Here is a 14165-nt window from a genome sequence, read left to right on the forward strand (position 1 = left end):
CGCAAAACACCGCCTTTATGGCCAAACAGGAATAACCAATTGCTAACAGCCAAGACTTGCCAAAGCCGCGCAATCAGCCCAAGAATATGAACAAGCGTTCAATTCATGCGGGAAGGGCATCATGGACTTTGCATTGACCGAGGAACAATCGGCCATTTTCGACATGGCCCAGGCCTTTGGGGCCGAACATATCGCCCCTCATGCCCGCCAATGGGAAAGCGACGGCACCATCCCCAAAACGCTCTGGCCCAAACTCGCCGAACTTGGCCTCGGCGGACTCTATGTGACCGAGGATATGGGCGGCTCCGGCCTCTCCCGCCTCGACGCCACACTGGTCTTCGAAGCGCTCTCGCAGTCCTGCGCCTCCGTCGCCGCGTTCCTGTCGATCCACAACATGTGCGCGCGGATGATCGACGCCTACGGATCAGACGAATTACGCCACCGGATCCTGCCAAGGGCCGTGACGATGGAAACCATCCTCAGCTACTGCCTGACCGAACCCGGCTCCGGCTCCGACGCCGCCGCGCTGAAAACCAAGGCCATCCGCACCAACGAAGGTTACGAACTGACCGGGACCAAGGCCTTCATCTCCGGCGGCGGCTATTCCGACGCCTATATCGTCATGGCGCGCACCGGCGACGACAGGCCAAAGGGGATCAGCGCGATCCTCATCGAAGACGGCACAGACGGCCTCAGCTATGGCGGGCTGGAGGACAAGATGGGCTGGCGCTCCCAACCCACCCGTCAGGTCCAGATGGACGCCTGCAAAGCCCCTGCGGGCAACCTGCTCGGCGACGAAGGACAAGGGTTCAAATACGCCATGGCGGGCCTTGACGGCGGGCGGCTCAACATCGCCGCCTGCTCGCTCGGCGCGGCACAATCCGCGCTCGACCAGACGCTGGCCTATATGAAGGAACGCAAAGCCTTCGGCAAACCCATCGACCAGTTCCAGGGGCTCCAATTCCGGCTCGCGGATATGGAGATTGATCTACAATCCGCTCGCACCTTCCTGCGCCAGGCCGCCTGGAAACTCGACACCGGCGCGCCCGATGCCAGCAAATTCTGCGCCATGGCCAAGAAACAGGTGACAGAGGTCGGCAGTCGGGTGGCCGACCAATGCCTGCAACTGCACGGGGGCTACGGCTACCTCGCCGATTACGGGATCGAAAAGATCGTGCGCGACCTGCGGGTCCACCAGATCCTCGAAGGCACCAACGAAATCATGCGGCTGATCACGGCCCGCCATCTGATCCAATAAACACCCGTCCCGGGCCTGCCCCGGGACCTCACCCTCGGACCAATATGACCGACATCATCATCCGCAAATCCGGGCGCGCAGGCCACATCACCCTCAACCGGCCCAAGGCGCTGAATGCGCTGACATGGGACATGTGCCTTGCCATCGAATCCGCCCTCGATAATTGGCGCAATGACCCCGATGTGGCCCTGATCCTGATCGACGGCGCAGGCGACCGCGCCTTCTGCTCGGGCGGGGATATCGCGGAAATGTACGCAACAGCCGGGCGCGGCGATTACGACTATGGCCAACGCTTCTGGCGCGACGAATACCGGCTCAACGCCAAGATCTACAATTACCCCAAACCCATCGTCACCTTCCTGCAAGGCTTCACCATGGGTGGGGGCGTCGGCGTCGGCTGCCACGGCTCGCACAGGATCGTCTGCGACAGCAGCCAGATCGCGATGCCCGAATGTGGAATCGGGCTTGTCCCCGATGTGGGCGGCTCACTGATCCTCGCCAAGGCGCCCGGACATTGCGGCGAATTCCTCGGGCTGTCAGGCGACCGAATGAACGCGGGCGACGCGATCTATGCAGGCTTCGCTGACAGCTACATCCCGGAAAGCGAATGGGAAGCGCTCAAGACAGCACTGATCGACAGCGGCGATCCTGCCGTGATCAAACCGCACCCTGCCCCCGAAAGCCGCCTTGCAGGCTGGCAATCCGAAATCGACGCGACCTTCGCCGGTGACACCCTCGGTGATATCTACCGCGCCATGCACGCTACCCCCGGCCCCGCTATCGCCCACACGCGCAAGCTGATGGACCGGAACGCCCCACTCGCCATGTCGGTCGCCACGCAGATCATCCATCAGGTCCGCGCCGACCCGCGCATCGAAAACGCGCTCGACCACGAATTCCGCTATACCTATCACTGCGCCGAACAGGGCGATTTCATCGAAGGGATCAGGGCCGCCATCATCGACCGGGACCGCAACCCGAAATGGCAACACGCCAGTTGGGCCGACGTCCCCGCATCAGAGGTTCAGCGCATGACCGCACCCTTGGGTGAAAACGCGCTGCAATGGGAGGACTATCCATGAAAATCGGCTTCATCGGCCTCGGCAACATGGGCGCACCCATGGCCGCCAATCTGGCCAAACATCACGAGGTCACCGGGTTCGACACCATCGCCAAACCCGACGGCATCACCATGGCGACAAGTGCTGCAGACGCCACCAAGGACGCCGATGTGGTCATCACCATGTTGCCCAACGGCGATATCCTGCGTGCCGTGGCGGCAGAAATCCACCCGGTCATGAAACCCGGCGCGATCCATCTCGACTGCTCCACTGTCGATGTGGAAAGCGCCCGCGCGGTGGCCACACAGGCCGACACCCACAACCTTGCCGCCATCGACGCGCCGGTCTCCGGCGGCATCGGCGGCGCGCAAGCAGGCACGCTCACCTTCATGGCAGGCGGACCGGACGCAGCCTTCGCCACCGTCAAACCGCTTTTCGACATCATGGGGCAAAAGGCCGTGCATTGCGGGCCAGCGGGCAACGGCCAGGCTGCGAAAATCTGCAACAACATGATCCTCGGCGTCACCATGATCGCCACCTGCGAGGCTTTCGTGCTCGCCGACAAACTCGGCCTCGACCGGCAGGCGATGTTCGACGTGGTCAGCACCTCATCGGGCTATTCATGGACCATGAACGCCTACTGCCCCGCCCCCGGCATCGGGCCGCAAAGCCCCGCGGACAACGACTACAAACCCGGCTTTGCCGCGGAACTGATGCTCAAGGATCTCAACCTGTCACAAATGGCCGCTGAAGCCGCCGACGCCGACACCCCCATGGGGCAAGCGGCAACAGCGCTCTACCGGCAATTTGTCGAAAACGAAGACGGCAAAGGCAAGGATTTCTCGGCCATGCTCCCGCGCTTTGAAAAACGGCACCGTGGATGAATTGGCTTGACCAGCCTCCATGGAACCAATTGCCGGCGGAGGCTTTGAAAGCACTCGCGCAACTCCGCCCACTGAACCTGCAAAAGGGCGACATCGTCTTCCAACCCGGCCAGACGGCAAAGGGTTTCGCAGTTGTCTTCAGCGGACAGATCGACGTTTATCTGATTGGGCCGACCGGGCGAGACATCCTGCTTTACAGCGTCACACCCGGGCAAAGCTGTGTGCAGACAACGCTCGGGCTGCTGGGGGGTGAACCATATAGCGGCGAAGGTCTGGCAGCGCGGGACAGCCAGATCATCCTGATCCCCGGCACGCTGTTCACAAATCTTATGGACAGCACACCCATGCTCCGGACTCTCGTGTTCCAGGCCTTTGCAGAGCGCATGCAAAACACCATGCATGTACTTGAAAAAGTTGCTTTTCAACGGGTCGAGGCGCGACTTGCTGAGGCCCTGCTGTCTATGGCTGATCAAGGCGAGGTACGGGCCACACAGGCCGAAATCGCCAGTCATATCGGATCGGCTCGCGAAGTGATATCGCGGCGTCTGGACAGTTTCGCCCGGCGCGGCTGGGTCACAACCGAACGGGGCCATGTCGTGATCCGCGACGCAGACGCACTCAAACGTTTGGTCAGCATCGCGGGCGAAACGTGACCAAGTCACAGACCCGCGCAGCCATCGGATATATCCTTTCTGCATCAGCCAAATCATCGGTACGTCAGAAAAGGAAACAACATGACAAAGAATGTAGGAACTCTCGACCGCGTGCTTCGCATCGTTCTGGGCGTCGCACTTCTGATCGGCTTCTTCTTGAACCGCGACGGCGCCTATAGCTGGCTCTATCTGATCGGCATCGTGCCATTGGCGACCGGTCTGTTATCCACCTGCCCACTCTATTCGCTGCTTGGCATTCGGACCTGCCCGCTGAAAAACAGCTGATTGGCCAAACCTGCCAGCTGATCTGCCCGTCACCATCATCCGGCACCACCGATTTGACGGAATGAATGCCCTCAGCTTCCGCTTGCAGGATGTTCATCCACCACAACAGCACCGGCCGGTAGAACAACACCGTCCGGGTCCCCACGCACGACAAAACTTTGGCAGGTCATACCGCTGGCATCGACCATTTCGCCTTCGTTACGGATCGTGATCGTATTACAGCTACCGGCTGCAATGATGGTGCCGCCATCGCGCGCCACCATTGTCAACTCTTCCACTTCGATATCGGTGACCGCGACCATCCCCCCGGCCCCCGCCTCAACCCAAAGCCGCTCGCCCGCATCACCGGTAAACGTGGCCTGCGCGCCATCAAAGGCCTTCAGCCCGTTCAATACTGACGTCTCGACCGACACCTCCAGCACATCATTCCGCCATTTGGGAAAGATGAACCAGCGGGTATTCCGGTCAAACACAAGCCACGGCAAAAACTCCCGCACCCGCAGCTTCGACACATCACCATCCAGCGCCACCGCCGTGACCGCCTGCGCCTGCCCCATGGTGACGCGCAGGCGCACATCTTCCTGCACTTCGATCGCGCGAAACGCACCAACCTCATGCACGACAGGTTCGGCCAACGCCGCCCCGGCAAGGGCCGCACCAAAGATCAGACCGATAGCATGCTTCATCGCATCACCCAGACAACGTCATCCCTCTCGCGATAGCCAAACGAGGGTGACAAGGCAATTCACATGCCCACCAGCAATGTTACAGCAAACTCCGGCTATTCGCCGACCGTGATCATGACCAGAACGACAAACATCGCAGGCACGACACCCAGCATCGGCACAATCAACGCAGGGTAGCCCCAGGTCAGAATCGCCACGAACCACAGCGCAAGGACACTGAACAGGAAATAGTAAATGTTGTCGGCATCACCATAATACACCTCACGCAGCATGCGGCCCAGAATGGGCACCCGGAACAGGATGCGGGTCAACAAAGAGCGGTCAGCATACGGGGTCTTGGTGGCGGCGGTCATGAATTCTATCCCTTTAACATGTTTGGCTACGAATTAGTCTGAGCGCCCGGCATTGGAATGCGGCAATCTGACCAAAAATCGAAAATTTGACCACAATTACACCGGTTCGGCATGCGACAGCCTCGCGATGAGCACCGAAGCAACTCCGCGCCACGGGCAAAATCACGCCGATCCACAGGCGACCATGCCACACAAACCTTGTCTGAAAGATCCAGGCTCCCATTTATTTCCTACAGAAACACTCAGAAAAGGAGGATAACGTGGAACAGCAGAAACCAAATTCTGTCACATTCCAAAACATCAGCGAAAAGTTGAAATCAGATATCACCATCACAGCACCAGGCTGGGTCTATCTGGCCGTTGCCATCAGTGCGCTTGTGCTTCTCGGCATCGCGCTGGATTAAGGGGGCCCTCATGAAAAAGACATTCTGGATCGCCGCAATTGCCATTGCCGCACCCACATCCCTCTTCGCTGGACAAACGATTGCCGAACTTGGCCCACAGGACCGCGTGACCGTCAGCGGGGTCGTCGACCGCATCGCTGACGAAGACACATTCATCCTCAGGGATCATACCGGCCAGATTCCGGTCTATCTTGGTCCGAACATGGTGCCGGTCGCGGTTGGCACTGCGGTCACCGTTCACGGCATCTTTGACGACGACGCGCCGCAGGAAATCTATGCGAACCGGATGGAAACGGATAACGGCACCAGTTTCAGCTTCGATCGCACCTACGAATAACAAACACTCACCAACCGCCGGCAGCCGCGGTGGCCACATCTCGCCACCCGGCTGTTTCAGGTCTTACTCAGCCGCCACCTTGCGCACCTTCAGCATATCCTTCAGATACCGGCCCGTATGACTTTCCACCACCTCGGCCACCTGCTCTGGCGTACCGGTCGCGACGATCTTGCCACCGCCATCGCCACCCTCCGGGCCGATATCAATGATATGATCGGCGGTTTTCACAACGTCCAGATTATGCTCAATCACGATGACCGAGTTCCCCTGATCAACCAGTTCATGCAGCACTTCCAGCAGCTTGCGCACATCCTCGAAATGCAGGCCCGTCGTCGGCTCATCCAGAATATACAGGGTCCGACCGGTCGACCGCTTTGCCAACTCCTTCGAAAGCTTCACGCGCTGCGCCTCACCCCCTGACAGGGTCGTCGCCTGCTGGCCCACCTTGATATAGCCCAACCCGACCCGCATCAGCGCGTCCATCTTTTCACGGATCGACGGCACGGCGGAAAAGAATGCCTGCGCATCTTCCACTGTCATATCAAGCACATCGGCAATGGACTTGCCCTTGAACTTGATCTCCAGCGTCTCGCGATTGTACCGCGCGCCCTTGCAGGTCTCGCAGGTCACATAGACATCCGGCAGAAAGTGCATTTCGATCTTGATGACACCATCACCCTGACAGGCCTCACACCTGCCACCCTTGACGTTGAACGAAAACCGACCCGGTTTGTACCCGCGCGCCTTCGCCTCGGGCATCCCTGCGAACCAATCACGGATCGGGGTAAAGGCCCCGGTATAGGTCGCCGGGTTCGACCGTGGGGTCCGGCCAATCGGGCGTTGGTCGATATCGATAACCTTATCGAGATGCTCGAACCCCTTGATCGTCTCGCAAGGTGCCGGTGTCTGCCGCGCGCCATTCAGCTTCATCGAGGCATTCTTGAACAGCGTCTCAACCGTCAGGGTCGACTTGCCGCCACCCGACACGCCCGTCACGCAAATGAACTTGCCCAGCGGGAAATCCACCGTGACATTCTGCAGATTGTTGCCGGTCGCCTTCACCACGGTCAGCTTCTTGGCCTTCCCCTTGCGGCGCTTCGCAGGCACGGGAATTTCCCGCGTGCCCACCAGATATTGCCCGGTGATCGACGCCGCATCAGCCATGATATCCGCAGGCGTCCCTTTGGACACAACCTGCCCGCCATGCACCCCGGCACCGGGGCCAATATCGAACACATAATCGGCCTCTCTAATGGCCTCCTCATCATGCTCGACAACAATCACGGTATTGCCCTGATCGCGCAGGTTCTTCAGCGTCGTCAGCAGCCGGTCATTGTCGCGCTGATGCAGGCCGATCGACGGCTCATCCAATACATAAAGCACCCCTTGCAGGCCCGACCCGATCTGCGACGCCAGCCTGATCCGTTGGCTTTCGCCCCCCGACAACGTGCCGGAGTTACGCGACAACGTCAGATATTCCAGCCCCACATTGTTCAAAAATCCCAGCCGCTCGCGGATTTCCTTCAGGATGGCGACAGCAATCTCGTTCTTCTGTTTGGACAGCGCTTCGGGCACCGACTGACACCAGTCAAACGCCTCCTTGATCGACATCTGCACGACCTGACCCACATGCAGGCCGCCAATCTTCACCGCCAGCGCTTCCTCGCGCAAACGATAGCCCCCACAGGTCCCGCAATTGCGGTTATTCTGGTAATTCTCGAACTCTTCGCGGATCCAGTTGCTATCCGTCTCGCGATAGCGGCGCTCCATATTCGGGATCACACCCTCGAATGCACGCTCCACCTGATAGACACGGCCACCCTCATCATAGCGAAACTTGATCTCTTCCTCGCCCGATCCGCGCAGGAATACCTGCTGCACCTTGGGGTCCAGATCTTTCCAACGGGCGTTCTTGTTGAACCCGTAATGCTTGGCAATCGCTTCAATCGTCTGCAGGAAATAGGGTGATTTCCCCTTGCGCCACGGCGCCAACGCCCCATCAGCGATCTTCAAAGTCACATCAGGCACAACAAGCTGCTCGTCAAAGAACAACTCGACCCCCAGCCCATCACAGGACGGACAGGCCCCAAACGGCGCATTGAACGAAAACAGGCGCGGCTCGATCTCGGGGATCGTGAACCCTGACACCGGACAGGCAAAATTCTCCGAAAACGTGATCCGCTCCGGATCACCCTCTTTCGGGGCCGTCTCCAGCACCGTAATCCCATCCGCCAGATCAAGCGCGGTGCGGAAACTGTCAGCCAGCCGGGTCTCAAGCCCCTCTTTGACGACAATCCGATCCACAACCACATCGATGTCATGGCGAAACTTCTTGTCCAGGGTCGGCGGCTGATCCAGTTCATAGAACTCACCATCTACCTTGACCCGCTGGAACCCCTGCTTGCGCAGTTCCAGAAACTCCTTGCGATACTCGCCCTTGCGGTCGCGGATAATCGGGGCCAGCAGATAACCGCGGGTGCCCTGTTCCATCGCCATCACGCGATCCACCATGTCCTGCACCTGCTGCGCCTCGATAGGCAAACCGGTCGCAGGGGAATACGGCGTGCCCGCACGGGCAAACAGCAAACGCAGATAATCGTAAATCTCGGTAATTGTGCCGACGGTCGACCGCGGGTTTTTCGACGTCGTCTTCTGCTCAATCGAAATCGCCGGGGACAGACCGCTGATATGGTCCACGTCCGGCTTTTCCATCATATCCAGAAACTGGCGGGCATAGGCGGACAGCGACTCAACATAGCGGCGCTGGCCCTCGGCATAGATCGTATCGAACGCCAGCGAAGACTTGCCCGACCCCGACAGACCGGTAATGACCACAAGCTGATCACGCGGAATATCCACATCGATATTCTTCAGATTGTGTTCGCGCGCGCCGCGCACCTCGATATTCTTCAGCTCAGCCATTCTGACCCCCAGGGTGACGCCCTACCAGATAGCAGCGCGATCCGATTCCGCCACCCCGGATATAGAACATTAAGCGAACATGTGCAAAATAATCATGACAAGCAAAAGCCCGGCCGCATTGCTGCAGCCGGGCCATGCTTTCATCGGTCCCGATGGCACAGATCAGTTCGCGTAATAGGCGGTAAATCCGGAACGCACAGTCTGGAACCACTCACCCGAATCCCGGATATTCTTCAGACCTGCATTCAGGGCTTCGATGACTTCAGGCGCGTCAGGGTTGTTTTTGTCGACAAAGACGGCCAGCACATTTGCCGTCGTCAGGTTGGGATTGATCGTGACCTGATCGGCAACGCCCATGCGCTGCGCGATGTCTTCGGCCTGCGATGTCACCAACGACACGCCATCGACCTCACCAGCAATCAGCGCCGTAAAGCAATCATCGGGGCTCACCGGCTGAACATACTCCATGACGTCACGACCCAGACCAACACTTGTTGCGCCAACGTCAGAATAATCGGCGGGCAGACACATGGTTTTGCCAGTAAAGTCAGCAGCGTTGTCCGTTGCACCCAATGGATCGTCGCGACGGGTCACCACACCGGTGATGATCTCGTAGAACGGATCGGAATGCAGGAAACCGTCGCAGCGGAACTTCGAATTCTCGGTCAGCGTTTCGGGCTCTTCACAATTCGGACGCAGCCAGGGGAAAGCACCGTCAAAGGCGCGTGCCGGCAGCAGGACCTCAAGATGAGATCCCCAATCGTTAACAAATACGATCTGGGTTTCGTATTGCGGCTCCATCGTGTCCATAGCGGCCCGGACCAGCTGAGTGTAGATGCCGCCGCCTTCCATGTCCTCATCCGTGTAGGGCGGATAACCTGTGCCGGTCACAAGGCGGATCGTCACAGGGCCATCGCTCGACACTTCAGGCACCGGTGCCACGACGCTGGCCTGCACCGTACCGGAACCCGGTAAAGCGCCATCGGCGCATGGCAATTTCAATTCCATCCCGACCGAAATCGCATTCGGGTTACCACCAATCACGGACCGGTTCGCATCCCAGACGCTCTGATAGCTGATGCTGCCATAAGCCTCGCGGGCTATGCCGCTCAGTGAATCACCGGACTGCACGGTATAAACCGTACAGGCCTGCTGCGCTTGGGCTGCACCAGCGCCTGCCAGAAACGCAACTGCTGCGAGTGTATATTTGTTAGACATTCTGTCCCTTCCATTCTTCACACATGACAGGCAATGACCTGCCTTTTTACTCTCTCAAGATCTGGCGACAGCACCCCCGAGGCGCGCCCGTCTGCACCACACCAACCTCACTCAATCACTCGGAAATTTACGACTTGCGACAACACTGTCCGGCTCTGCGTTAGAAATCAATGATGGTCGAAATAGGACACAAACCGGACCGCGATATGGTGAATGGCCGATAGATCGGGACCTTGCGGAAAGGGACGCCGCGTCAGACGACAATCAACGTCAGGTTGACGCGGGGGTAAGGTATTCCGGACCAATACCGCCCAGTGCTGGAAACGGCACCCGATTTGTGATTGTTTTCAAGATATTCATTTTCAAAGAGGCCCCCATGCGCTTTCTGGCATCCACAATTCTGCTGACCACATTCTTCACCGCCGCCGCCGCACAGGACCGGCCCAACACGATCCTGGTAATGGATGGCTCTGGCTCCATGTGGGGGCAGATTGATGGCACCGCCAAGATCACCATCGCACAACAGGTCGTCAGTTCTCTGCTTGACGAATTTCCAGCCGATCAGGGCCTTGGCCTGACCGTCTATGGTCACCGCGAACGGGGCAACTGCACCGATATCGAAACCATTGTCGCCCCTGCCCCCGGCACAGTCGGCGATATCGTGACAGCCGTGAACGGGATCAAACCGCTGGGTAAAACACCGATGACCGATGCGGTCATCGCCGCGGCGGAGGCTTTGCGCTACACCGAAGACAGCGCCACGGTCATTCTCGTCTCTGACGGCGTCGAAACCTGCAATCCTGATCCCTGCGCCGCCGCGCGACTGCTGGAAGAGGCCGGGATCGACTTCACCGCCCATGTCATCGGCTTTGACGTCAACGACCCCGAAGCACTCGCGCAAATGCAATGCATCGCCGAAGAAACCGGCGGGCAGTTCCTGACGGCCGCCAACGCCTCAGAACTCGACCTCGCCATGACCGCCATGGTGATGGAACCCGCCACCGTGACCGGCACGTTCGAGGCGCGGATCGGCACCGCTGACGGCCCGCTCGTCGAGGATCCGATCATCTGGGATATCATCAGCGAAGCCGGTCAGATCACCGATGATACACAAGGCAACCCGCTCACGCTGGATATGTCGGAAGGCACCTATCAGGCCACCGCCTACCGGATCGTGGACGAGGCCGAAGCAGAAGCCGAGGTCACAATCGCAGGCCCCGGCGATGTGACAGTCACGGTCATCTTCCCCGAAACCCTGCCCGCCGCCACCGTCAGCGCCCCTGAAAGCGCGCCAGCCGGATCAATCATCGCTGTGGACTGGACCGGCCCCAACCGCGACGGCGACCAGATCATCATCACGCAACAAGATGACAGAATCCCGCGGACAACCGCGCGCACAAGCGGCGGCAACCCCACGGAAATCATCCTGCCACCGACCCCGGGCAATTACGAGGTTCACTATCTGCTGCGTGATCGGCCCAACAAAATTATCGCATCAACCCCGATTACGGTGACACCGGTCACCGCGACGATCATCGCGCCTGATACCGGTGCCATCGGTGAAACCATCAGCGTGGAATGGACCGGACCTGATTACCCCGGCGATATCATCGTGTTGGCGCAGGACGGCGGGGCGAGCACCATCAACTCTGTCCGCACCAGCAACGGCAACCCACTGGACCTGGAACTCCCGTCAGAGCCGGGCATCTATGAAATCCACTACCGGATGCGCCAAAGCGCAACCGTCATCGGCAGCAAGGAAATTGAGGTCACCGACCTCAAGGCACAACTGACGGCCCCCGACACCGCCGTCGCAGGCGAAACCGTCACAGTCGGCTGGGAAGGACCGGATTACGATCTGGACTTCATCGCCGTTTCGGAACCTGGCGAAAACGGCAACATCAACCTGACCTACACGCGCGAGGGCAGCCCGCTCGGCCTCGAAATGCCGCCCATCCCCGGCGACTACGAAATCCGGTACACTTTGCGGCAAGACCGCGAAGTGATCGCCACCAAACCGATCACCGTCACAGCACCAGAGGTCAGTCTGACAGCCCCCGACACCGCCATTGCAGGTGAAACCGTGGCCGTCGGCTGGACGGGTCCGGATTACAATCTCGACTACATCGCGGTCGGGGTCCCTGGCGAACGGAACTACATCAACCTGACCTACACCCGCGACGGTGATCCGCTTGGGCTGGAAATGCCCGCCGAACCCGGCGACTACGAAATCCGGTACACTATGCGGCAGGACAATACCGTGATCGCCACCCGGCCCATCACCGTGACCAAGGCAGAGGTCGGGCTGAACGCCCCGGACACCGCCATTGTCGGCGAAACCGTCACGGTCGAATGGACGGGACCGGATTACAATCTCGACTTCATTGCGGTCGGCGAACCCGGCGAAAACAACTACATCAACTACACCTACACGCGCGACGGCAATCCGCTCGGCGTCGAAATGCCGCCCCAACCGGGCAATTACGAAATCCGCTACACGCTGCGGCAGGACAACGAAATCATCGCCCGGCGACCCATCACCGTCACCGCGGCAGAGGTCAGCCTGACCGCCCCCGACACCGCCATCGCCGGCAGCACCGTCGCGGTCGACTGGATCGGACCGGATTACAATCTCGATTTCATCGCGGTCGGCGAACCGGGCGAAGGCTATGTCAATTACAGCTACACTCGCGATGGCAGCCCGGCACAGGTCGAAATGCCCACCGAACCCGGCAGCTACGAACTGCGCTACACCCTGCGGCAGGACAACACCATCCTGATGACCCGCCCGATCGAGGTGACAGCCGTCAAGGCCACCATCAACACACCCGCCAGCGCCAATGCTGGCGAAACACTGACCCTGGAATGGGAAGGGCCGGACTACAACCTCGATTTCATTTCGGTCGGGCCTGTCGGGGAAAATGCCTATGTCAACTACACCTACACCCGCGATGGCAGCCCCCTCGGGCTGCAGATGCCGCCCGAACCCGGTGAATACGAAATCCGCTACCAACTACGGCAGGACAGCGTGATCATCTTCCGCCAGCCGATCACCATCAACCCGGTCAAGGCGCAACTGATCGCCCCCGACAGCATCACCATGAACGACGACCTGATCGTCGGTTGGGACGGGCCGGACTACAATCTGGATTTCATCGGCATCTCGAAACCCGGCGATAACCGGTACGAAACCTACAGCTACACCCGCGACGGCAACCCGGTTACGCTACGGCTACCCGACGCGCCGGGGGATTACGAACTGCGGTATTACATGGGACAGGACAACACCATCATCGGCACCCGTCCGATCACGATCACCGAATAAGGGGCGCAATCTCAGCGAAACCCATGCCCTGATTGATGAATGTCATAAACTCCCGCGCAGCGCTTCCTAAACTCAAGCTGCTCACATCGGGAGGACAAGAATGAAAACCGGTGACTACCGCAATGGTCTTGATGCATTGCAAGGGATCGCCTTCGTCATCGATCGTGACGGAAACATATCAAGTATTGGCAGCAAACACTGGGATGCGTTTGCCTGCCATAACGACGCTCCAGATTTGCGCGCGGATACACTGATAGGCCAGAACCTCTTTGATTATGTCAGCGGGGCGGACTTGAGGGAACAACTGAAACAGGTCGTGGCAAGGGTCGTTGATCGGCCGGACACGCAGTTGGTCCTCGACTTTCGCTGTGATGCACCCGCCCGTCTGCGACGTATTCGCCAGACAATCAGCGCATTGCCAGGTTCAGGCACTAAGGACGAGGTGTTGTTTCAATCTGTCGAAGTCGAAGCTCATGATCGGCCGCCCATCAACCTGTTTCGGCGGCATCGGGATTTGCCGCTCGACACCAAGGACGACAGACCGATTGTCAGACTGTGCAGTTGGTGTCAGCGGGTTCAGTTTGCGCCGATTGGCGGCGATGACTGGCTCGATACCGAGGAATTTGCACGCAAGGGCGGACCGGATCACACCCGGATCACGCATTGCATCTGCGATGACTGTTTCAAATTGCAGGACATCGATCAAAGCCCCCCAGATCATTGAGGCATCTCAATCCATCCTGCCCCGTCCACCGCTAGAATTGCATGCCACCAAAGAA

13 protein-coding genes are annotated in these 14165 nt (G+C 59.2%); 9 read left to right on the top strand and 4 right to left on the bottom strand.

Features of this window, described 5'->3' with window-relative positions; translation table 11 throughout:
* Nucleotides 1-121 precede the first annotated feature (121 nt).
* The 5 genes from ACFWW2_RS13805 to ACFWW2_RS13825 all read left to right on the top strand — a co-directional run bounded on the left by ACFWW2_RS13805 (nucleotide 122) and on the right by ACFWW2_RS13825 (nucleotide 4141).
* Complete coding sequence (locus ACFWW2_RS13805) at nucleotides 122-1258, top strand: acyl-CoA dehydrogenase family protein (protein WP_393928674.1); 1137 nt, start codon at nucleotides 122-124, stop codon at nucleotides 1256-1258.
* A gap of 44 nt (nucleotides 1259-1302) precedes the next feature.
* Entirely contained in the window at nucleotides 1303-2340 is a 1038-nt protein-coding gene (locus ACFWW2_RS13810) for an enoyl-CoA hydratase/isomerase family protein (protein WP_393928676.1), read from the top strand.
* Nucleotides 2337-3203: a 3-hydroxyisobutyrate dehydrogenase gene (mmsB, locus tag ACFWW2_RS13815; protein ID WP_393928678.1), complete on the top strand. Its 867-nt coding sequence runs from the start codon at nucleotides 2337-2339 to the stop codon at nucleotides 3201-3203. Before ACFWW2_RS13810 ends, mmsB begins: the two co-directional genes overlap by 4 nt.
* A complete protein-coding gene (locus ACFWW2_RS13820; RefSeq protein WP_393928680.1) occupies nucleotides 3200-3856 on the top strand; it encodes a Crp/Fnr family transcriptional regulator in 657 nt (218 codons plus the stop codon). The genes mmsB and ACFWW2_RS13820 overlap by 4 nt, the downstream gene beginning before the upstream one ends.
* An 81-nt stretch (nucleotides 3857-3937) precedes the next feature.
* Complete coding sequence (locus ACFWW2_RS13825; RefSeq protein WP_393928682.1) at nucleotides 3938-4141, top strand: DUF2892 domain-containing protein; 204 nt, start codon at nucleotides 3938-3940, stop codon at nucleotides 4139-4141.
* 71 nt (nucleotides 4142-4212) lie between these two features.
* Here the strand turns inward: ACFWW2_RS13825 and ACFWW2_RS13830 are convergent, their stop codons facing one another.
* The gene (locus ACFWW2_RS13830; RefSeq protein WP_393928684.1) at nucleotides 4213-4827 is read right to left on the bottom strand and encodes a GIN domain-containing protein; all 615 of its coding nucleotides are present in this window, start codon (nucleotides 4825-4827) and stop codon (nucleotides 4213-4215) included.
* A 95-nt stretch (nucleotides 4828-4922) separates the two neighbouring features.
* The gene (locus ACFWW2_RS13835) at nucleotides 4923-5180 is read right to left on the bottom strand and encodes a hypothetical protein (protein ID WP_393928686.1); all 258 of its coding nucleotides are present in this window, start codon (nucleotides 5178-5180) and stop codon (nucleotides 4923-4925) included.
* A gap of 260 nt (nucleotides 5181-5440) precedes the next feature.
* On the opposite strand from ACFWW2_RS13835, the gene ACFWW2_RS13840 reads away from it, so the two are divergent.
* Both ACFWW2_RS13840 and ACFWW2_RS13845 read left to right on the top strand, forming a co-directional pair.
* The gene (locus ACFWW2_RS13840) at nucleotides 5441-5584 is read left to right on the top strand and encodes a hypothetical protein (protein ID WP_393928688.1); all 144 of its coding nucleotides are present in this window, start codon (nucleotides 5441-5443) and stop codon (nucleotides 5582-5584) included.
* A 10-nt stretch (nucleotides 5585-5594) separates the two neighbouring features.
* Nucleotides 5595-5921: an OB-fold nucleic acid binding domain-containing protein gene (locus ACFWW2_RS13845; protein ID WP_393928690.1), complete on the top strand. Its 327-nt coding sequence runs from the start codon at nucleotides 5595-5597 to the stop codon at nucleotides 5919-5921.
* 63 nt (nucleotides 5922-5984) lie between these two features.
* Here the strand turns inward: ACFWW2_RS13845 and uvrA are convergent, their stop codons facing one another.
* Nucleotides 5985-8843: an excinuclease ABC subunit UvrA gene (gene uvrA, locus ACFWW2_RS13850; RefSeq protein ID WP_393928693.1), complete on the bottom strand. Its 2859-nt coding sequence runs from the start codon at nucleotides 8841-8843 to the stop codon at nucleotides 5985-5987.
* Between the two features lie 162 nt (nucleotides 8844-9005).
* Nucleotides 9006-10061: a LysM peptidoglycan-binding domain-containing protein gene (locus ACFWW2_RS13855; RefSeq protein ID WP_393928695.1), complete on the bottom strand. Its 1056-nt coding sequence runs from the start codon at nucleotides 10059-10061 to the stop codon at nucleotides 9006-9008.
* 376 nt (nucleotides 10062-10437) lie between these two features.
* Between ACFWW2_RS13855 and ACFWW2_RS13860 the strand changes: the two genes are divergently transcribed.
* Together ACFWW2_RS13860 and ACFWW2_RS13865 are read left to right on the top strand one after the other, a co-directional pair.
* Complete coding sequence (locus ACFWW2_RS13860) at nucleotides 10438-13386, top strand: VWA domain-containing protein (RefSeq protein ID WP_393928697.1); 2949 nt, start codon at nucleotides 10438-10440, stop codon at nucleotides 13384-13386.
* 100 nt (nucleotides 13387-13486) lie between these two features.
* A complete protein-coding gene (locus tag ACFWW2_RS13865; RefSeq protein WP_393928699.1) occupies nucleotides 13487-14110 on the top strand; it encodes a hypothetical protein in 624 nt (207 codons plus the stop codon).
* Nucleotides 14111-14165 lie beyond the last annotated feature (55 nt).

Source organism: Yoonia sp. R2-816 (assembly GCF_046762905.1).
Lineage (GTDB): Bacteria > Pseudomonadota > Alphaproteobacteria > Rhodobacterales > Rhodobacteraceae > Yoonia.

What these genes read in the sequence shown, in the direction of transcription:
- ACFWW2_RS13825 (WP_393928682.1), top strand. Translation starts at nt 3,938, where the DNA reads ATGACAAAGAATGTAGGAACTCTCGACCGCGTGCTTCGCATCGTTCTG.
- mmsB (WP_393928678.1), top strand. Translation starts at nt 2,337, where the DNA reads ATGAAAATCGGCTTCATCGGCCTCGGCAACATGGGCGCACCCATGGCC.
- ACFWW2_RS13865 (WP_393928699.1), top strand. Translation starts at nt 13,487, where the DNA reads ATGAAAACCGGTGACTACCGCAATGGTCTTGATGCATTGCAAGGGATC.
- ACFWW2_RS13855 (WP_393928695.1), bottom strand. Translation starts at nt 10,061, where the DNA reads ATGTCTAACAAATATACACTCGCAGCAGTTGCGTTTCTGGCAGGCGCT.
- ACFWW2_RS13805 (WP_393928674.1), top strand. Translation starts at nt 122, where the DNA reads ATGGACTTTGCATTGACCGAGGAACAATCGGCCATTTTCGACATGGCC.
- ACFWW2_RS13835 (WP_393928686.1), bottom strand. Translation starts at nt 5,180, where the DNA reads ATGACCGCCGCCACCAAGACCCCGTATGCTGACCGCTCTTTGTTGACC.
- uvrA (WP_393928693.1), bottom strand. Translation starts at nt 8,843, where the DNA reads ATGGCTGAGCTGAAGAATATCGAGGTGCGCGGCGCGCGCGAACACAAT.
- ACFWW2_RS13830 (WP_393928684.1), bottom strand. Translation starts at nt 4,827, where the DNA reads ATGAAGCATGCTATCGGTCTGATCTTTGGTGCGGCCCTTGCCGGGGCG.
- ACFWW2_RS13810 (WP_393928676.1), top strand. Translation starts at nt 1,303, where the DNA reads ATGACCGACATCATCATCCGCAAATCCGGGCGCGCAGGCCACATCACC.
- ACFWW2_RS13860 (WP_393928697.1), top strand. Translation starts at nt 10,438, where the DNA reads ATGCGCTTTCTGGCATCCACAATTCTGCTGACCACATTCTTCACCGCC.
- ACFWW2_RS13820 (WP_393928680.1), top strand. Translation starts at nt 3,200, where the DNA reads ATGAATTGGCTTGACCAGCCTCCATGGAACCAATTGCCGGCGGAGGCT.
- ACFWW2_RS13845 (WP_393928690.1), top strand. Translation starts at nt 5,595, where the DNA reads ATGAAAAAGACATTCTGGATCGCCGCAATTGCCATTGCCGCACCCACA.